The following is an 18,659-nucleotide window of genomic DNA, read 5'->3' on the forward strand; positions in this document are numbered from 1 at the left end:
CCCTACCGCCCGGCGATCGCCAGCGGGTTGTTTTCCATCGCTTCGCGGTCCGGCGTGTCGATGGCAGGTTTGTTGACGAAGGCGGCAAACAGGCGTTCGACATAGTCGCGCGGCAGGTCGATGCCGATCAGCACAAGCCTTGTGCCGCGAACCGCATCCGGCCATGACGGCAAGCGTGCCGGCGGATGCAGCAGTTTCTGCACGCCATGGATGACCAACGGCCGCTCCCGGTCTTCCAGCAGTTCGACGATGCCCTTGATCCGCAACAGCTTGTCGCCTTGCGTCGACAGCAACAGGTCGAGGAACATCTCGACCGTCGAGAAAGGCAGCGCGCCGGCGTGCGTCAGCGAGAACGAGCCGACCCGGCTGTCGTGATGATGGCCATGGTCGTGATCATGATGATGGTCACCGTGGTGATGATGGTGACCGTGGTCACCGTGATGGTGGTGAAGATCGTGCGCTTGCGCCCCGCCCAGCCAGCGGCGTACGTCCGCGGTCTTGGTCGCCGGGTCATAGAGCCCGCACTGCAACAGCTTTGCCACCGCTGCACCTTCGACGTCGCGGATTTCGGCACCCGGGTTGATGCGGGCAAGCCGCGCCCTGAGCGCATCGAGCCATTCGGCATCGTCGACGAGATCGGCCTTGGTCAGCACGATGCGGTCGGCCACCGCCACCTGCTTGGCCGCCTCGACATGGGCGTCGAGCGTCGATGCACCATTGACCGCATCGACAAGGGTGATGACGCCGTCGAGCCGGCAGGCGTGGATGAGTGCGGGATGGCCCATGATCGACTGCAGCACCGGCACCGGATCGGCAAGGCCGGTGGTCTCGATCACAACCCGCGCCAGCCGCTCGATTCGGCCGGTTTGCAGGCGGTCAACGAGATCGGCCAGCGTGTCGACGAGCTCGCCGCGCACGGTGCAGCAGAGGCAGCCGTCGGACAGCTCGATGACACCGTCGGAGGCCTTTTCGACCAGCAGGTGGTCGATGGCGACATCGCCGAATTCGTTGATGATGACCGCCGTGTCGGTCAGCTCCGGATCCTTGAGCAGCCGGTTGAGCAGCGTCGTCTTGCCGGCGCCGAGAAAGCCGGTCAGCACCGATACCGGGATCGGGAAAACTGCCTGCGAATTCACGAGCGCGCCTGAACCTTGCCAGCGACAGGGGCAGCACCAATCGGTGCCGGCCTGTCGGGACGCCAGGTCGGCAACGGCACGCCCGTCTCGATGACGATGTCGCGGCCGCCGAGCGCCTTGGGCATCGGCCCGGTGGCGCCGCCGAGGCTGACGGTGACCCAGTTACGCTGGCGTGTCATTTCAGGAATGATCGAGACCTTGTCGGGCGCAGCCCCTGCCTCGGTCGGCGCCGGCCCATCGGAAGCCGCATGCTTGGCCTTGGGCGAGCAGACTTCCTCGCGCATGCTCGTCGCGACGTCGCGGTTGTCGCCATAGGGCGCAAGCCCTGTAACGCTGACCGACGCGCCGTTGCGGACGAATCCGGTCTGCAGCATCTTCGCCGCCTCTTCGGCGCGATTGTCTGGTGAATCCGCGCCGAGCACGATCGCCGCAAGTGTCCTGCCGTCGCGGGTGGCGGTGGCGATCAGGTTGAAGCCGGATTCGCAGACAAAGCCTGTTTTCATGCCGTCGGTGCCGGGGAAGCGGCCGACCAGCGGATTGAAGTTCTTGAGTTTGGCCTTGCCGGCAATGATGCCTTCGATGTCGAAATAGGCGGCATATTCAGGATATTCGAGGCGGATCGCCCTGACCAGGATCGCAAGGTCGCGCGCCGTCGTATACTGCTCGGGATCGTGGAGGCCGTTGGCATTGACCCAGTGGCTGCCGACCATGCCGAGGCGCTGCGCCTCGGCGTTCATCCGTGCGGCGAAGGCCTCTGGCGTGCCGCCGACATTTTCGCCGATCGCCGCCGCCACGTCGTTGGCCGACTTGACCATGATGATCTTCAGCGCGTTGTCGAGCGTCAGCACGGAACCCGGCTTGTAGCCCATCTTGGCCGGCGGGAAGGCCGCCGCCTTCTTGGAGATCTTGATCGGCGAATTGAGCGCCAGCTCGCCAGCCTTAACGGCGCGGAAGGCGGTATAGGCGGTCATCAGCTTGGTCAGCGAGGCTGGATGCCAGCGCTTGAACGCTTCCTGGTGCTCGATGACGGCGCCCGAATTGACGTCGAAAAGCATCGCCGGATTGGCCGACGCGGGGACAGCGCCCAGCACGGTTGCGACCGTTAGGCCGAGGAGCATGCTTCTGACGAACCTAATCTTCATCATCAAATCCGAAATCGCCTCTTGCCGATCATAGCCGGCCGTCCATAAGATTTCCGTAAACCGGGATGGCGACGCGCTGGCCGGTACGAAAGACCCATGGCCACGGCGTCGCCGCCGCTGCTAAATAACCTATGTGACGCCAAGATGGCAGAGCTTGGGCGATCACAATTGCGAATCCGGACCCCTGGCTCAACAATCAGACGGTCCAACACACAGGAAGTCGAGACCAACATGCCGATCCTGAACCGAGCCGCCGAAATGCAGGACGAGATCGCCGGCTGGCGCCGTCACCTGCACCAGAAGCCGGAACTCAATTTCGACGTCTTCGAGACCGCCGACTTCGTCAAAGCCAAGCTCGAGGAGTTCGGCTGTGACGAGATCGTCACCGGCCTCGGCAAGACGGGCGTCGTCGGCATCATCAAGGGCAGCCTCGGTGCAGGCGGCGTCGTTGGCCTGCGCGCCGACATGGACGCGCTGCCGATCGAGGAGATCACCGGCAAGCCTTATGCTTCGACAGTACCGGGCAAGATGCATGCCTGCGGCCATGACGGCCACACGGCGATGCTTCTGGGTGCCGCCAAATATCTCGCCGAGACGCGCAATTTCGCCGGCCAGGTGGCCGTCATCTTCCAGCCGGCCGAAGAAGGCGGCGGCGGCGGCAACGAGATGGTCAAGGACGGCATGATGGAGCGCTTCGGCATCCAGAAGGTGTTCGGCATGCACAACATGCCGAGCCTGCCGGTTGGCCAGTTTGCCATCCGCCCGGGCGCGATCATGGCGGCGACCGCCGAGTTCACCATCACCGTCAAGGGCAAGGGCGGCCATGCCGCCATGCCGCACCGCGCCATCGACCCGATCGTCGCCGGCAGCCAGCTGGTGACGGCTCTGCAGGCGATCGCCTCGCGCAACACCGATCCGGCCGAGGCGATCGTCGTTTCGGTGACCAAGTTCCTCGCCGGCACCGCCTACAACATCATTCCCGAGCAGGCTGTCATTGCCGGCACCGTGCGCACGCTGAAGAAGGAAATCGCCAAGCTCGCCGAGGAGCGCATGGGCGCCATCTGCCGCGGCGTGGCGGAAGCCACCGGCACTGCGATCGAGCTCGACTACGACGCCAACTACCCCGTCACCTTCAACCACGAGAACGAGACCGTGTTCGCAGGCGATGTCGCTGCCTCAGTCGCCGGCGAGCCGCAGGTGCACCGAGCGATCCAGCCGCTGATGGGCGGCGAGGACTTTTCCTACATGCTCGAAGCCCGCCCCGGCGCCTTCATCTTCATCGGCAATGGCGACACCGCCAACCTCCACCACCCCGCCTACGACTTCAACGACGAAGCCATCCCGCACGGCGTCAGCTACTGGGTCCGCCTCGCCGAAACCGCGCTCGCGGCCTGACCTTCGCCGTCCAAACACGTCCATGGCTGCCAACCGGCCCTGGACGCGGAAACAGCATTTGGCGGCATCAGCCGCCGCCAAAACGTTTCAGGCGCGGCCTGCCAAAAACCGTTGGCGAATCCGCTCGAAGCCGCTATGTGTGCAGCCGAGTGGTCCCGTAGCTCAGTAGGATAGAGCGGCAGATTCCTAATCTGTAGGTCACAGGTTCGATTCCTGTCGGGATCACCACTCCATTCTCTCGCAGATGTGTTTGAATGCGGCGCAATCGCATTTTGCATGCCCTCGGCGATCTGTGTATCCAAATTCATTCACCTCAATACTCATCTATGCCAACTGCTCATAGCTGTGTGCTGAAAATTCACTTTTCTGACTGACCGAACTTTCCTCAACTGACCACTCCGCCACAGGCCCCAAGCGAGGAACGCGGGCTGGCGGCCAACCGTCGGGAGGGACGTCATGACATCAAGGATTATCGCGATCGGCTGTTCGGTGCTGGCGCTGACGGCCGGCGTGGCTCGTGCCGCCGACTGGGGCAGCAAGGTGCCGACGGAGATCAACATCACCGACCCCTACCTCAAGCAGTGGAACGCGCTGACCTACGACAAGGCACCGCCGGCGCTGGAGCCAGGTAAGGATTATGGCATGTCGGAGGACGGCACCTTCCGTGCGCCGCGCGCCACGCCGCTGGGCGGCAGCCCGGCCTTTCCGGGACAGCTGGAGGCCTGGGACGACAAGAGCTACAGCCAGAATGTCGAGGAGATCGCATTTTACCCGCACATCAGCTCGCCCTGGCATGCCTGGCCCGACGTCGCCGACTTCGACGGCAAGCGCTACATGTATGTGCACGACCGCGACTACATGCGGGTGCTCGACATCACCGACCCGGCCAAGGCCAAGGTCGTCTATTCCAGGGGCGGCGTGTGGGGGCCGGAAGGTTCGAGCGAGGACTGGGACGCCAAGACGGTCCAGGACTATTTCGGCGGCATCACCATCGCCTGGAGCGCGAAGCTGCAGAAGAACGTCGTCGTCGCTTCCTACGAGATCGGCCGCTTCGGCATCCTCGACAACAAGCGCACCCAGCCCGACATCGTCGCGACCTTGCGCAACTACAATTCGCTCAAGGGCTTCAAGGTCTATGAGATGAACGGGCCGACGCCCGACGACTGGAAGCTGATCGCCACCCGCACCACCGACACCAAGAACCCAAATGCGCCCGTTGGCCAGCAGGAGGGCTCGGGCTCGCTCGACGCACCCGCCTGGTTCGGCGGCAAATACATGTACCTATCGGCGGCCCCCGACGATTCTTACGCACTGACCGAATACCCCGATTACCTGCACTCGCCGGGCTATCAGGTCTGGGATATGTCGGACCCGGCCAATCCGGTCTTTGTCAGCCAGGTGACGGTGCCCGGCCAGGTGGTCGGCGACAAGGCAAGCGAGGACGCCTATTTGATGAACCCGCGCGCAGGAAACCGCACGTCATGGATGGGTTCGCGCATGCCGCTCTTCCTGCCGACCCCGGTTGAAAAGGGCGGCAAGGTCGCTTTCGGCGCGATGGGCGGGCTCGGCCTCTACACCTTCGATCTTTCCAATCCCGACAGGCCGGAGATCAAGGGGCATGTCGAGACAGCACCGAGCTTTGCCGGCACCGAGTTCGACAATGTCGACACCAGCCAGTATGCGCGCACCGGATACGTCTTCGCCAATGGCTATCCGATGAACTCGAACTGCTACGAGCCCTACAAGGATGTGCTGGTGATCGACGCCAAGGATGTGGCGGCACCCAAGGTGGTGGCGACCTTCCCGCGGCCAACACCGCCGCAGGAAGCGAAATTCACCGACTATTGCCAGCGCAAAGGCAGCTTCGGGCCCAAGCGCTCCGGCACCACGCACCAGCCAGGCCATGGCCGCGACGGCATCGTGCCTTACGCCTTCTACAATGCCGGGCTGCAGATCTTCGACGTCAAGGACCCGGCGCAGCCGAAGATTACAGGCTATTTCGTGCCGCGTTTCCCCACGACTTCGGAAATGCCCGACTACACTTTCGACAATGCCAGCTTCGCGGTGTTCACCGAATATGACCGCAACATCATCTGGCTGTTTTCGGTCGGCGGCGTGCATGCGCTGAAGACGCCGCTGCTCGGCGAGCCCAAGCTGGGCATGAGCGACCAGGTCTGGCCGCCGCGCAGCTGAGCCGATCCATCGCTTCGACGTTCAAACCCCGGCTTTACGCCGGGGTTTTTGTTTTGTCGCAAAAGCTCGCCCGTTCAGTGCCCGGGGTGCAGCGCGTCGTTGAGATACATGCAGGTCAGCATGGTGAAGATGTAGGCCTGGATCACCGCCATCAGAAGTTCGAGCGCGGTCAGCGCGACCGTCATGGTCAGCGGCAGCACGGCGGCGAAGATGCCGAGCGTGCCCATGCTGCCGAGGCTGACGACGAAGCCGGCAAAGACCTTGAGCGTGATGTGGCCGGCCAGCATGACGGCAAACAGGCGCACCGAATGGCTGATCGGCCGCGAGATGTAGGAGACGATCTCGATCGGCACGATGATCGGCGCCAAAGCCAGCGGCACGCCGGATGGCAAAAACAGCCGGAAAAAACCGAGCCCGTTCTTCCAGATGCCGTAGAGCGTCACCGTGCCGAACACGATCATGGCGAAAGAGAAGGTGACGATGATGTGGCTGGTGACCGTGAAGGCATAAGGAAACATCCCGGCCAGGTTGGCAATCAGGATGAAGACGAACAGCGAAAACACCAGCGGGAAGAACTTCATGCCGCCCTCGCCGGCATTTTCGCGCAACGTCCTGGAGACGAATTCGTAGATCAGCTCGGTGATCGACTGCAGCCGGGTCGGCACAAGGGCGCGGGCGCTGGTCGAGACCAGCAGGAACAGCCCGCCGAACACCGCGACGCCGACCATGTAGGCGGCGGAGTTGGTGAAGGCGATCTCCTGGCCGGCAAACTCGAACAGGGTGAAGATCGGCTTGATTTCAAATTGCTCTATCGGTCCGGCCATGGCGCCTCTCCGGTCTGGTCAATGCGAATGCGAAAGCGCGCGCCCCGGAACCCGATCCGGAAGCCTGACAGGGTCGAGCGCACAGGGCAGTCCGCGACGCGGAGGCTGCATGTTTTCGCGGTTTCAAGGGGTGAATCAGTTCAGGTGACAAGTCTGCGGCGCCATCTCTTGGATGGGGCCGTCCCCGAACGTACTAGGCACTGGTCGTCCAGTGCGTGGGCTTGTTAGCCCAGCTGGCCGGCTTGGGCAAGGCTGGAGGGGACGCGGCTTTGCGCCGCGTCCCTGATATCAACTGGCATCAGATGTGCAGCGCGTGGCCGAGCGTGCGCAGTGCTGCCTCAAGGAAGGCCTCGCTTTGCGTTGGATGCGCATGGATGGTGCCGGCGATGTCTTCCAGCCTGGCCCCCATCTCGATCGCCAGGCTGAAGGCCGAGGACAGCTCGGAGACACCGGTGCCGACGGCCTGGATGCCGAGCACGAGATGGTTGTCGGCACGGGCAACGATGCGCACGAAACCGTCTTCGCCGAGCAAGGTCATCGCCCGGCCATTGGCCGAGAACGGGAATGACGACGACTTGATCTCGATGCTGAGCGCCTTGGCTTCGTCGGGCGAAAGACCCGCGGTGACGACCTCCGGATCGGTGAAGCAGACGGCGGGGATCGAACGCTTGTCCCAGCTGCGCTTGTGGCCGGCGACGATCTCGGCGACCATTTCGCCCTGGGCCATGGCGCGGTGCGCCAGCATCGGCTCGCCGGTGACATCGCCGATGGCGTAGATGCCGCGCATCGAGGTGCGGCACTGCTCGTCGATGCGGATGAAACGGCCGTCGCGGTCGAGGTCGATCTCTTCGAGGCCCCAGCCTTCGACCAGCGGCTTGCGCCCGACAGTCACCAGCACCTTGTCGGCCGCAATCTTCTGCTCGCTGCCGTCGGCGGCTTCGACCAGAAGCGCATCGCCCTTGGCGGAAAGCCCCTTGGCCTTGGCAGCGGTCAGCACCTTGACGCCGAGCGCTTCGAGCCTTTTGGCGACGGGCCGGGTCAGCTCGGCATCATATTGCGGCAGGATGCGCGGCAAGGCTTCGACGACCGTCACCTTGGCACCGAGCTTGGCAAAGGCTGTGCCAAGCTCAAGGCCGATGTAACCGCCGCCGACGACGGCGAGTGCTTGCGGCACCTGCTTCAGCGCCAGCGCCCCGGTCGACGAGATCACCGATCCGCCGAAGGGCAGGAACGGCAGCTCGACAGGCACCGAACCGGTGGCGATGACGATGGTTTCGGCGCGGATCACCTGCAGGCCGGTTTCGGTGTCGACCTCGACGGTCTTGCCGTCGCGGAAGCGCGCCCAGCCCTGCACCGACTTGACCCGAGCCTTCTTGAGCAGGCCGGCAACGCCTGTGGTCAGGCGGCCGACGATGCGGTCTTTCCAGGCAACCGTCCTGGCGAGATCGAGTGCCGGCGCCGACAGGGAGATGCCGAGCGGGCTTGTGCCCGCCGCCATCTCCGAGACCTTCAGATATTCGTCGGCGGCATGGATCATCGCCTTGGAGGGGATGCAGCCGACATTGAGGCAGGTGCCACCGGGCTTGACCGCTTCGACGATGACGGTGTCGATGCCGAGCTGGCCAGCGCGGATGGCGCAGATATAGCCGCCGGGTCCGGCACCGATGATCAGAAGCTTGCAGGAGATTTCCTTCACAGCCTCAGCCCTCCACGAAGATCATTGCCGGCGCTTCGAGCAGCGCCTTGATGCGCTGGACGAAGACCGCTGCGTCCCAGCCGTCGATGACGCGATGGTCGAAGCTGGAGGACAGGTTCATCATCTTGCGCGGCACGAACTGGGTGCCGTCCCACATCGGCCGGATCATGATCTTGTTGACGCCGACGACCGCCACTTCCGGGTAGTTGATAACGGGCGTGGTGGCGACGCCGCCCATCGCACCGAGCGAGGTGATGGTGATGGTCGAGCCGGTCAGCTCCTCGCGCGTTGCCGTGCCGGCCTTGGCGGCCTCGGCAAGACGGTTGACCTCGGCGGCACAATCCCAGAGGTCGCGCGCCTCGGCGTGCTTGACCACAGGCACCATCAGCCCGCCCGGCGTCTGGGCGGCCATGCCGATATGCACGCCGGCATGGCGATGGATGATGCCGGCGTCGTCGTCATAAACGGCGTTGAGCTGCGGCTGCTCGCCGACGGCCTTGACCAGCGCCCGCATCAGGAACGGCAGCAAGGTCAGCTTCGGCCGGTCCGGCTTCTTTGCGGCGTTGAGCTTGGCGCGCAGCTCCTCGAGTCCGGTGACGTCGATCTCCTCGACATAGGTGATGTGGGGGATGCGCGACTTGGCAAGCGCCATCTTTTCGGCGATGCGCCGGCGCAGGCCGATGACCTTTATCTCCTCGACACCTGACTTGGCCTGCAAGCCGGCCACTGGGACCGCCGCACCGCGCGCGGCAAAACCGTCGAGATCTTCATGGGTGACGCGGCCGGCCGGACCGGTGCCGGGGATCTGGCGCAGGTCGATGCCGGCTTCCTTGGCGCGCAAGCGCACGGCGGGCGACGCCAGCGGGCGTTCGCCTTCCGGCCTGGGCAGGCCGACCGTTGTTGCACGTGGCACAGGCTTGAGCGCTGCCGTGGGCGCTAGTGGCTTTGCCGCAGGTTCGGCTTTCTTAGCCGGCGCAGGAGCCGCTTCCACAGCTGCCGGGGCCGGCTGCCTGGCCTCGCTATTCGGCTCGGCCGCAGCGACCTCAGCCACAGTTTCCGCCGGTCCGTCGCCGGCAATTTTGATGCGCACGATCGGCGAACCGACGGCGACGGTTTCGCCGATCTCGGCGCCGAGCCAGATGATCTCGCCATCGACCGGCGAGGGGATTTCGACCGTTGCCTTGTCGGTCATGACGGCGGCGATCACCGCGTCCTCGCGCACGAGGTCGCCGATCTTGACGTGCCATTCGACAAGCTCAGCCTCGGCCACGCCTTCGCCGACGTCGGGAAGCTTGATGACATGTTCGCCCATGTTCAGGCCCCCATCGTTTCGATCAAAGCTTCGCCGACCCGCTTGGGGCCGGGGAAATAATCCCATTCCTGGGCATGCGGATAAGGCGTGTCCCAACCGGTGACGCGGGCGACCGGTGCTTCGAGATGGTAGAAGCAGTGCTCCTGCACCAGGGCTGCCAGCTCGGCACCGAAGCCCGAGGTCAGCGTCGCCTCATGCACGACGACACAGCGGCCGGTTTTCTTGACCGAGGCGATGATGGTTTCGAGGTCGAGCGGCAGCAGTGTCCTGAGGTCGATGATTTCGGCGTCGATGCCGGTCTCCTCAGCCGCCGCCTGGGCGACATAGACCATGGTGCCATAAGCGAGAACGGTGACGGCGGAACCCGGCCGACGGATCTCTGCCTTGCCGAGCGGGGTGGTGTAGTGCCCATCAGGCACCTCGCCCAACTCATGCTTCGACCATGCCGTGACGGGACGGTCGTGATGGCCATCGAAGGGGCCGTTGTACAATCGTTTCGGCTCCAGAAAGATCACCGGATCCGGGTCTTCGATCGATGCGATCAGCAGGCCCTTGGCGTCGAGCGGATTGGACGGCACGACCACCTTAAGGCCGGAAACATGGGTGAACAGCGCTTCAGGGCTCTGGCTGTGGGTCTGGCCGCCGAAGATGCCGCCGCCAGTGGGCATGCGAATGACGATCGGACAGGTGAACTCGCCATTGGAGCGGTATCGCAACCGTGCCGCTTCCGAAACGATCTGGTCATATGCGGGATAGACGTAGTCGGCGAACTGGATTTCGATACATGGCTTGAGGCCATAGGCAGCCATGCCGACGGCGGCGCCGACGATGCCAAGTTCGCTGATCGGCGCGTCGAAACAGCGCTCCCGACCGTATTTCTGCTGAAGACCCTGGGTGCAGCGGAAGACGCCACCGAAATAGCCGACGTCCTCGCCGAAAACGACGACGTTGTCATCGCGGCCCATGGCGACATCCATGGCGCTGCGGATGGCCTCGATCATTGTCATGCGCGGCATCGGCTACACTCCCGCCTTCTGGCGCTGGCGACGGAGATGCGGCGGCATCTCGGCATAGACGCCCTCGAACATGTCACGCGTCGACGGCTTGCCGCCGGCATGCAGCGTGCCGTGGCTCTCGGCTTCCTTCTGCGCCGTGATCACCGCCTCGAGGATTTCCGCCTCGGTCTGCTTGTGGCGCTCGTCCGACCATAGGCCACGCTTGATCAGGTGGTTCTTCAGCCGGATCACCGGGTCACCCAGCGGCCAGGCATCGGACTCTGTCTTGGGCCGGTAAGCGGATGGATCATCTGACGTGGAATGTGCGCCGACACGGTAGGTGACATATTCGACCAGCGTCGGCCCGAGATTGAGCCTGGCCCGCTCCGTCGCCCATTTCGCCACCGCATGGACAGCGAGATAGTCGTTGCCGTCGACACGCAAGGCTGCGATGCCGAAGCCGAGGCCGCGCGCCGCAAACGTGCCGGAGCCGCCGCGGGCGATGCCCTGGAAGGTCGAGATCGCCCACTGGTTGTTGACGATGTTGAGGACGACGGGCGCCTTGTAGGTCGAGGCGAAGACAAGTGCGGCGTGGAAGTCGCTCTCGGCGGTGGCGCCGTCACCGACCCAGCCGACAGCGATCTTGGTGTCCCCCTTGATGGCGGATGCCATCGCCCAGCCCACCGCCTGGATATACTGGGTGGTCAGGTTGCCGGAAATCGAGAAGAAACCGTGATCCTTGGCCGAATACATGATCGGCAGCTGGCGGCCCTTCAGCGGATCCATCTCGTTGGAATAGATCTGGTTCATCATGTCGACCATCGGATAGCCGCCGGCGATCAGCAGGCCGGCCTGGCGATAGGTCGGGAAGTTCATGTCGCCCTGAACGAGCGCCTTGCGGAAGGCGCAGCTGACCGCCTCCTCGCCCATATGCTGCATGTAGAAAGAGGTCTTGCCCTGACGCTGCGCCATCTGCATGCGCGCGTCGAAGGAGCGCAGCGTCATCATGTGGCGCAGCCCTTCGAGCTGCTCCTCGTCGGTCAGCGTACCGGCCCATGGACCTACGGCATCGCCTTCGCGATTGAGCACGCGGATGATCGAATAAGCCAGGTCGCGGATCGTCCTGGGATCGACATCGACCGGCGGCCTGTCGACCGAACCCGCCTTGGGGATCGGCACATTGGAGAAGTCGGGGGTGCCGCCCGGGCGCACTTCCGGCTCGGGCACATGGAACTTCAGCGGCGCGGGATTGTCCGTCACGGATGCTCCTCCTGTCGCGTGCGCAGGCCAATTGGTCCTCCCTGCGCGGCAGACAATTTATGTCAGTAACGCTGACCTATTATCCGATCGTCTTCGAAACCGCAATGGGTCTCGATGCCCCCGACTTTGGCATTCTCTCGGCCTCGGCGAAAGGCCGTTGACACGACGCCGGTTCCGCCTCCATGCTTAGGGCTCACCAGGGGGGTCCCGACAAGGGGCTGAGATTCTGCTGGCTCGCGCAGCGCAGTGACCCGTTGAACCTGATCCAGTTCATACTGGCGTAGGGACGGTGCGAGGCGCAGCAGGCCGGATATCCGGCTCAGGCATTCGGGCTCATTCTTGCCCGAAGTCCCCAGGCAAAACCTCTCCTCCTTCTCATCGCATGGACTGGGTCTCCAACCAGGAGGCTCACTCATGAATGCCCACACCCCATCAGTCACCGTTGGCGAACTTCCCGCGTCGCGGAAGGTCTACAAGCCAGGCAAGCTACATCCCGACATCCGTGTGCCGATGCGCGAGATCTCGGTTCATCCGAGCGCCGGCGAGCCGCCGGTCACCGTCTATGATTCGTCAGGCCCCTACACCGACACGTCGGTGACAACAGACATCGAGCGCGGCCTGCCGCGGCTGCGCGAAGACTGGATCATCGCCCGCGGCGACGTCGAGCGTTATGAAGGCCGCGCGGTCAAGGCTGAGGACAATGGCTTCGTCTCCGGCGAAAGGCTGACGCCGGAATTCCCGGTTCGCAACGCCCCGCTGCGCGCCACCGGCGGCCGCGCCGTCACCCAGCTTGCTTATGCCCGCGCCGGCATCGTCACGCCCGAAATGGAATTCGTCGCCATCCGCGAGAACCTCGGCCGCGAGCAGATCCGGGCCAAGCTTCAACGCGACGGCGAGAGCTTCGGCGCCGTCATTCCCGATTTCGTCACCCCGGAATTCGTCCGCGACGAGGTCGCTCGCGGCCGCGCCATCATCCCCTCCAACATCAACCACCCCGAGAGCGAGCCGATGATCATCGGCCGCAATTTCCTGGTCAAGATCAACGCCAATATCGGCAATTCCGCCGTCACCTCGTCGATGGCCGAGGAGGTCGAGAAGATGGTGTGGGCGACGCGCTGGGGCGGCGACACGGTGATGGACTTGTCGACCGGTCGCAACATCCACAACATCCGTGACTGGATCATCCGCAACGCGCCGGTGCCGATCGGCACGGTGCCGCTCTACCAGGCGCTGGAGAAGGTCGGAGGCATCGCCGAGGACCTGACCTGGGAGGTGTTCCGCGACACGCTCATCGAGCAGGCCGAGCAGGGCGTCGACTATTTCACCATCCATGCCGGCGTGCGGCTCGCCTACATCCACCTGACAGTTGACCGCGTCACCGGCATCGTCTCGCGCGGCGGCTCGATCATGGCCAAATGGTGCCTGCATCACCACAAGGAGAGCTTCCTCTACGAGCATTTCGAGGAGATCTGCGACATCTGCCGAACCTATGACGTCGCCTTTTCGCTCGGCGACGGCCTGCGCCCAGGTTCGATTGCAGACGCCAACGATGCCGCCCAGTTCGCCGAACTGGAGACGCTGGGCGAACTTACCAAGATCGCCTGGGCCAAGGACTGCCAGGTGATGATCGAGGGCCCCGGCCACGTGCCGATGCACAAGATCAAGGAAAACATGGACAAGCAGCTCGAGGTCTGCGGCGAAGCGCCCTTCTACACGCTTGGGCCTTTGACCACCGACATCGCGCCCGGCTACGACCACATCACCTCTGGCATCGGCGCTGCAATGATCGGCTGGTTCGGCACGGCCATGCTCTGCTACGTCACGCCCAAGGAGCATCTTGGCCTGCCCGACCGCGACGACGTCAAGGTGGGCGTTATCACCTACAAGATCGCAGCACACGCCGCCGACCTCGCCAAAGGTCATCCGGCCGCCAAGGTCAGGGACGACGCGCTGTCGCGGGCACGCTTCGAGTTCCGCTGGGAGGACCAGTTCAACCTGTCGCTCGACCCGGAGACGGCGCGTTCCTACCACGACCAGACCTTGCCCAAGGAAGCACACAAGGTGGCGCATTTCTGCTCCATGTGCGGCCCCAAATTCTGCTCGATGCGGATCTCCCACGACATCCGCGCCGAGGCGCAGAAGGAAGGGCTGGCAGCGATGGCGGCGAAGTACCGCGACGGCGGCGACCTCTACATGCCGGTGGAAAGCGCCGAACCCGCGGAGACGGCAGGCCAGCCATGAAGGTGCTGATCCGTGGCGCGGGCGTCGCCGGGTTGACGCTCGCGCATGAGCTGGCGACACGCGGCGCAAGCGTGACCGTGGTCGACATCAGAAGGCAGATCGCCGGCAATGCCTCATGGCAGGCCGGCGGCATGCTGGCGCCCTGGTGCGAACGCGAGAGTGCCGAAGAGACGGTGCTTTCGCTCGGACGCGGTGCCGCCGACTGGTGGTCCGCCGCCCTGCCCGGGCATGTCATGCGCAACGGTACGCTGGTCGTGGCTCCGGCCCGGGACGCGGGTGAACTCGACCGCTTCGGCCGCCGCACCTCTGGATACCGCGCCATCGACGCCGAGGCGATCGCAGCGCTTGAACCCGACCTCGAAGGCAGCTTCACCCGCGCGCTGTTTTTCGCAGAGGAAGCGCATCTCGACCCGCGCCGGGCGCTGCTTGAGCTGCAGCAAAAGCTTGTCGAGATGGGCGTGCGTTTCGATTTCGGCTACGGCGCGGTGCACAGTCGGTCGGCCGATGTCGAGGCCGACTGCACCGGCATCACAGGCAGGCTGACAGGCCTGCGCGGCGTGCGCGGCGAGATGCTGATCCTCAAGACGTCGGAGGTGGCGCTGGCGCGGCCGGTGCGGCTGCTGCATCCGCGCATCCCTGTCTATGTCGTGCCGCGCTCGGGCAATCTGTTCATGGTTGGCGCAACGATGATCGAAAGCGATGCCGCCGGGCCGATCACCGCGCGTTCGGTGCTGGAGCTGCTCAACGCCGCTTATGCGCTGCATCCGGCCTTCGGCGAGGCCGAGCTTGTCGAGACCGGCACCGGCATCCGCCCGGCCTTTGCAGACAATTTGCCGCGCGTCGAACGCGACGGAAACACCATCCGCATCAACGGCCTTTACCGCCACGGCTTCCTGCTCGCGCCCGCCATGGCGCACAAGGCGGCCGCCATGATCCTGGGCACAGAGACGGAGAAGGAGCGCGCCCATGAAGCTCACCATTAACGGCTGTCAGCACGAGGTGACGGCCGCCACGCTCGCCGCCCTGCTTGCCGAGCTCGACTATGACGGCGGCTGGCTCGCCACCGCACTCAATGGCGAGGTCGTGCCGGCCAGGGAACGCGACGGCTGCGCGCTCGCCGATGGCGACCGCATCGAAATCCTCGCACCGATGAAGGGAGGCTGAGCATGCTCGAACTCTACGGACACCAGGTTTCCTCCCGGCTGCTGCTCGGCACCGCACTTTACCCCTCGCCCGCCATCATGGCCGAGGCGATCACGGCATCGGGCGCCGAAATCGTCACTGTCTCGCTGCGCCGCGAGACTTCCGGCGGCAAGACAGGCGGAAAATTCTGGTCGCTGATCCAGTCGCTCGGGGTGCGCGTCTTGCCCAACACCGCCGGCTGCCACTCGGTCAAGGAAGCGGTGACGACGGCGAAAATGGCGCGCGAGGTGTTCGGCACCGATTGGATCAAGCTTGAGGTCATCGGCAACCACGACACGCTACAGCCCGACGTGTTCGGCCTGGTCGAGGCGGCCAAGATCCTGGCTGCCGAAGGCTTCGACGTCTTCCCCTATACGACCGACGATCTGGTCGTCGCCGGGCGCTTGCTGGATGTCGGCTGCAAGCTGCTGATGCCCTGGTGTGCGCCGATCGGGTCCGCCCGCGGGCCGCAGAACCTCGACGCCCTGCGCAGCCTGCGCGGTCATTTCCCCGATGTGCCGCTCATCGTCGATGCCGGCATCGGCCGCCCGTCGCATGCGGCCACCGTCATGGAGCTCGGCTACGACGCCGTGCTGCTCAACACGGCGGTTGCCAAGGCAGGCGACCCCGTCGCCATGGCTTCGGCTTTCGGCAAGGCGATTGAAGCAGGACGCCAGGCCTTCCGCGCCGGCCCGCTCGAAGCACGCGACATGGCCGTCCCCTCCACCCCCGTTATCGGCATGGCAGCATTTTCATGAAGCTCGACCCGTTTTACCTGATCGTCGATTCCGCAGCGTGGATCGAGCGGCTGGTGCCGTTGGGCGTCAAGCTGGTGCAACTGCGCATCAAGGACATGGACGAAGCCGGCCTGTGCCGCGAAATCCGCGCGGCGAAGGCCGTCTGCGAACGCCACCGCTGCCAGCTCATCGTCAATGACTACTGGCGCCTCGCCATCGACGAGGGCTGCGACTTCGTTCATCTCGGCCAGGAAGATCTCGCAGAAGCGGATGTCAAAGCGATCCGCCACGCCGGCATGAAGCTCGGCCTCAGCACCCATGACGACGCCGAACTCGACACAGCACTTGCCGCCGCGCCCGATTATGTCGCGCTTGGTCCCGTCTATCCGACCATCCTCAAGGCGATGAAATGGGCGCCGCAAGGGCTCGACCGCATCGCCCTCTGGAAACGGCGCGTGGGCGCGACACCGCTGGTCGCCATCGGCGGACTCAATGTCGACCGCATTGCAGGCGTCTTCGCGCAAGGCGCCGACGTAGCTGCCGTCGTCACCGACATCACGCTCAACGCTGATCCCGAAGCGAGGACGCGCGAATGGCTGGCAGCGACGGCTCAGTGGCGATGACCCCGCATGTGCTGATCATCGCCGGCTCGGATTCGAGCGGCGGCGCCGGCATCGTCCGCGACGTCGAGACGGTATCGGCCTTCGGTTTGCGTTGCAGCGTCGCCGTCACCGCAGTCACAGTGCAGACACATGCCCGCGTCGAGCGCATCGAACGGATGCCGCCTCAGCTGATTGCCGAGCAGATGCGCGCGGCCATTGCCGCCAATCCGATTGCTGCGGTCAAGATCGGCATGCTGGGAACGGCCGCGACGATCGACACCGTCGCCTCGGTGCTGGCGAGCAGCCTGCCGGTGCCTGTCGTGCTCGATCCGGTGCTTGCTTCAACCTCGGGACGTCAGCTGCTCGACGGCGGCGCCGTCGACGCGCTCAAGCGCAAGCTGTTTCCGCTCTGCACGTTGGTCACACCCAACCTGCCGGAACTGGCGCTGCTGACCGGCCTGCCGCTGGCCTCCGGCGAAGGCGACATCGTCAGCCAGGCAGCAAAGCTTTTCGAGACCCGAGCGCCCGCCATTCTCGTCAAGGGCGGGCATGCCACGGGAGCGAGCGCCACCGACATGCTGCTCTTGCCCGACCGTGAGCCGATCCGCTTCGAGGCGTCGCGCATCGCGGTTTCCATGCGCGGCACCGGCTGCATGCTTGCAAGCGCAATCGCGGCGCATCTGGCACAATATGAAACGCTGGAGATCAGCATCGGCAAGGCGAAGCGCCATGTCTTCGCCAAGCTGCTGGCGGCCAGGCCGTGAGAGCGACTTTCGGCGTTCAGCCCAGACGGGCGGCGTGCCACCTCAAATGGTCGTCCATGAAGGTCGAGATGAAGTTGTAGGAATGGTCGTAGCCGTCCTGCATGCGCAGGGTGAGCCCGATGCCTGCCTTCTTGCAGGCCTCGTCGAGCAGCCAGGGGCGCAGCCCCTCCTGCAGGAAACTGTCGGCCGAGCCCTGGTCGACAAGGAACTCCGGAAACCGCTTGCCGTCCTCGATCAGAAGCGTCGTGTCATAGGCGCGCCATGCAGCTTCATCAGCACCGAGATACTTCTCCAGCGCCGGCTTCGACCAGCCGGCGGTCGACGGCTGGGCGATGGGTGCGAAGGCCGAGCAGCTCTTGAAGCGCTCCGGGTTCTTGAGTGCGATGGTCAGCGCGCCGTGCCCGCCCATCGAGTGGCCAAAGATCGCCTGGCGCGACATATCGGCGGGGAAGTTTGCGGCGATCAGCGCCGGCAGTTCCTCGGTGATATAGGAATACATCCGGTAGTTCGCGGCAAAGGGCTGCTGCGTCGCATCGACATAGAACCCGGCGCCCGAACCGAACTGCCAGTTGTCCTTTTCGTCGGCCACGCCTTCGCCGCGCGGACTGGTGTCGGGGCAGACGATGATCAGGCCGAGCTCAGCGGCCAGGCGGCGGTATTCGCCCTTGTCCATGACATTGGCGTGGGTGCAGGTCAGGCCCGAGAGATACCACAGCACCGGCACGGGTCCGTTCTTGGCTTGCGGCGGTACGAAGACGGCAAAGGTCATGTCGCAGGCGCAGGCCTCGGAGGCGTGGGAATAGACGCCCTGGATGCCGCCATGCGACTTCGACGTGGAAACGGTCTTCATCTGCTCTGCCTTCTCGTCAAGAATTGCTGCCCCGGCATAACCTCGGGGGCGGCGACCTGCAACCGTTCAAAGAGATGCCGGCGGCGCGGCCGAGGGGTTGTGGAAACCTCGGACACGCCGCCGGTCGACGCCCAGCTTCGGGAACACGCGGGCCAAGCTGGGAGGCTTGAGGGCCGGCGAAAAGCCGTGGCGTTTGGGGGAGCCGGCCATGGGGGCCTGGCCGGCTTTGGGAGTTAGTAGACGACCACGCTGCGGATGCTTTCGCCTGCATGCATCAGGTCGAAACCCTTGTTGATGTCTTCGAGCTTCAGCGTATGGGTGATCATCGGG

Annotated in this window: 16 protein-coding genes, 1 tRNA gene and 1 riboswitch; of the genes, 9 read left to right on the top strand and 8 right to left on the bottom strand. The window is 64.6% G+C overall.

Features of this window, described 5'->3' with window-relative positions; genetic code table 11:
- Window positions 1-2: 2 nt before the first annotated feature.
- Together HNQ95_RS21620 and HNQ95_RS21625 are read right to left on the bottom strand one after the other, a co-directional pair.
- Complete coding sequence (locus tag HNQ95_RS21620) at window positions 3-1,136, bottom strand: CobW family GTP-binding protein (protein ID WP_182575156.1); 1,134 nt, start codon at window positions 1,134-1,136, stop codon at window positions 3-5.
- Window positions 1,133-2,281 (bottom strand): D-alanyl-D-alanine carboxypeptidase family protein, encoded by a 1,149-nt coding sequence (locus tag HNQ95_RS21625; protein WP_182575155.1) that lies wholly within the window; start codon window positions 2,279-2,281, stop codon window positions 1,133-1,135. The genes HNQ95_RS21620 and HNQ95_RS21625 overlap by 4 nt, the downstream gene beginning before the upstream one ends.
- A gap of 228 nt (window positions 2,282-2,509) precedes the next feature.
- Between HNQ95_RS21625 and HNQ95_RS21630 the strand changes: the two genes are divergently transcribed.
- From HNQ95_RS21630 to HNQ95_RS21640, 3 genes are all read left to right on the top strand, one after another.
- Window positions 2,510-3,673, top strand: a complete 1,164-nt coding sequence (locus tag HNQ95_RS21630; RefSeq protein ID WP_067957538.1) for a M20 aminoacylase family protein — start codon at window positions 2,510-2,512, stop codon at window positions 3,671-3,673.
- Between the two features lie 151 nt (window positions 3,674-3,824).
- A tRNA-Arg gene (locus tag HNQ95_RS21635) sits at window positions 3,825-3,901 on the top strand.
- Between the two features lie 228 nt (window positions 3,902-4,129).
- Window positions 4,130-5,866: an LVIVD repeat-containing protein gene (locus HNQ95_RS21640; protein WP_182575154.1), complete on the top strand. Its 1,737-nt coding sequence runs from the start codon at window positions 4,130-4,132 to the stop codon at window positions 5,864-5,866.
- Between the two features lie 74 nt (window positions 5,867-5,940).
- On the opposite strand, the gene HNQ95_RS21645 is transcribed toward HNQ95_RS21640, so the two are convergent.
- The 5 genes from HNQ95_RS21645 to HNQ95_RS21665 all read right to left on the bottom strand — a co-directional run bounded on the left by HNQ95_RS21645 (window position 5,941) and on the right by HNQ95_RS21665 (window position 11,953).
- Window positions 5,941-6,690, bottom strand: a complete 750-nt coding sequence (locus tag HNQ95_RS21645) for a F0F1 ATP synthase subunit A (RefSeq protein ID WP_067957533.1) — start codon at window positions 6,688-6,690, stop codon at window positions 5,941-5,943.
- A gap of 298 nt (window positions 6,691-6,988) precedes the next feature.
- A complete protein-coding gene (gene lpdA, locus HNQ95_RS21650) occupies window positions 6,989-8,386 on the bottom strand; it encodes a dihydrolipoyl dehydrogenase (RefSeq protein WP_182575153.1) in 1,398 nt (465 codons plus the stop codon).
- 4 nt (window positions 8,387-8,390) lie between these two features.
- A complete protein-coding gene (locus HNQ95_RS21655; RefSeq protein ID WP_182575152.1) occupies window positions 8,391-9,698 on the bottom strand; it encodes a dihydrolipoamide acetyltransferase family protein in 1,308 nt (435 codons plus the stop codon).
- A gap of 2 nt (window positions 9,699-9,700) precedes the next feature.
- Entirely contained in the window at window positions 9,701-10,714 is a 1,014-nt protein-coding gene (locus HNQ95_RS21660; RefSeq protein WP_182575151.1) for an alpha-ketoacid dehydrogenase subunit beta, read from the bottom strand.
- A 3-nt stretch (window positions 10,715-10,717) separates the two neighbouring features.
- Complete coding sequence (locus tag HNQ95_RS21665) at window positions 10,718-11,953, bottom strand: 3-methyl-2-oxobutanoate dehydrogenase (2-methylpropanoyl-transferring) subunit alpha (RefSeq protein ID WP_067957523.1); 1,236 nt, start codon at window positions 11,951-11,953, stop codon at window positions 10,718-10,720.
- 188 nt (window positions 11,954-12,141) lie between these two features.
- A riboswitch (TPP riboswitch) is annotated at window positions 12,142-12,258 on the top strand.
- A gap of 109 nt (window positions 12,259-12,367) precedes the next feature.
- Here HNQ95_RS21665 and thiC point away from each other — a divergent pair.
- The 6 genes from thiC to HNQ95_RS21700 are packed head-to-tail and all read left to right on the top strand — an operon-like array spanning window position 12,368 to window position 17,479.
- Window positions 12,368-14,194, top strand: coding sequence for a phosphomethylpyrimidine synthase ThiC (gene thiC / locus HNQ95_RS21675; RefSeq protein WP_067957520.1), 1,827 nt, complete (start codon window positions 12,368-12,370; stop codon window positions 14,192-14,194).
- A complete protein-coding gene (gene thiO / locus HNQ95_RS21680; RefSeq protein WP_182575150.1) occupies window positions 14,191-15,177 on the top strand; it encodes a glycine oxidase ThiO in 987 nt (328 codons plus the stop codon). The genes thiC and thiO overlap by 4 nt, the downstream gene beginning before the upstream one ends.
- A complete protein-coding gene (thiS, locus tag HNQ95_RS21685) occupies window positions 15,161-15,358 on the top strand; it encodes a sulfur carrier protein ThiS (protein WP_182575149.1) in 198 nt (65 codons plus the stop codon). The genes thiO and thiS overlap by 17 nt, the downstream gene beginning before the upstream one ends.
- Window positions 15,359-15,360: 2 nt before the next feature.
- On the top strand, window positions 15,361-16,134 hold the full coding sequence (locus tag HNQ95_RS21690) for a thiazole synthase (RefSeq protein WP_182575148.1): 774 nt from the start codon (window positions 15,361-15,363) through the stop codon (window positions 16,132-16,134).
- Entirely contained in the window at window positions 16,131-16,736 is a 606-nt protein-coding gene (locus HNQ95_RS21695; RefSeq protein WP_182575147.1) for a thiamine phosphate synthase, read from the top strand. Before HNQ95_RS21690 ends, HNQ95_RS21695 begins: the two co-directional genes overlap by 4 nt.
- Window positions 16,706-17,479, top strand: coding sequence for a hydroxymethylpyrimidine/phosphomethylpyrimidine kinase (locus tag HNQ95_RS21700; RefSeq protein WP_182575146.1), 774 nt, complete (start codon window positions 16,706-16,708; stop codon window positions 17,477-17,479). The genes HNQ95_RS21695 and HNQ95_RS21700 overlap by 31 nt, the downstream gene beginning before the upstream one ends.
- A gap of 16 nt (window positions 17,480-17,495) precedes the next feature.
- Here HNQ95_RS21700 and fghA read toward each other — a convergent pair whose 3' ends face one another.
- Window positions 17,496-18,329 (bottom strand): S-formylglutathione hydrolase, encoded by an 834-nt coding sequence (fghA, locus tag HNQ95_RS21705; RefSeq protein ID WP_154385628.1) that lies wholly within the window; start codon window positions 18,327-18,329, stop codon window positions 17,496-17,498.
- Window positions 18,330-18,659 lie beyond the last annotated feature (330 nt).

Origin of the sequence: Aminobacter ciceronei (genome assembly GCF_014138625.1) — a bacterium.
Lineage (GTDB): Bacteria > Pseudomonadota > Alphaproteobacteria > Rhizobiales > Rhizobiaceae > Aminobacter > Aminobacter ciceronei.

Coding starts and splice junctions, on each gene's coding strand:
- HNQ95_RS21625 (WP_182575155.1), bottom strand. CDS start 2,281: ATGATGAAGATTAGGTTCGTCAGAAGCATGCTCCTCGGCCTAACGGTC.
- HNQ95_RS21630 (WP_067957538.1), top strand. CDS start 2,510: ATGCCGATCCTGAACCGAGCCGCCGAAATGCAGGACGAGATCGCCGGC.
- HNQ95_RS21640 (WP_182575154.1), top strand. CDS start 4,130: ATGACATCAAGGATTATCGCGATCGGCTGTTCGGTGCTGGCGCTGACG.
- HNQ95_RS21645 (WP_067957533.1), bottom strand. CDS start 6,690: ATGGCCGGACCGATAGAGCAATTTGAAATCAAGCCGATCTTCACCCTG.
- HNQ95_RS21655 (WP_182575152.1), bottom strand. CDS start 9,698: ATGGGCGAACATGTCATCAAGCTTCCCGACGTCGGCGAAGGCGTGGCC.
- HNQ95_RS21660 (WP_182575151.1), bottom strand. CDS start 10,714: ATGCCGCGCATGACAATGATCGAGGCCATCCGCAGCGCCATGGATGTC.
- thiC (WP_067957520.1), top strand. CDS start 12,368: ATGAATGCCCACACCCCATCAGTCACCGTTGGCGAACTTCCCGCGTCG.
- thiO (WP_182575150.1), top strand. CDS start 14,191: ATGAAGGTGCTGATCCGTGGCGCGGGCGTCGCCGGGTTGACGCTCGCG.
- thiS (WP_182575149.1), top strand. CDS start 15,161: ATGAAGCTCACCATTAACGGCTGTCAGCACGAGGTGACGGCCGCCACG.
- HNQ95_RS21690 (WP_182575148.1), top strand. CDS start 15,361: ATGCTCGAACTCTACGGACACCAGGTTTCCTCCCGGCTGCTGCTCGGC.
- HNQ95_RS21695 (WP_182575147.1), top strand. CDS start 16,131: ATGAAGCTCGACCCGTTTTACCTGATCGTCGATTCCGCAGCGTGGATC.
- HNQ95_RS21700 (WP_182575146.1), top strand. CDS start 16,706: ATGGCTGGCAGCGACGGCTCAGTGGCGATGACCCCGCATGTGCTGATC.
- fghA (WP_154385628.1), bottom strand. CDS start 18,329: ATGAAGACCGTTTCCACGTCGAAGTCGCATGGCGGCATCCAGGGCGTC.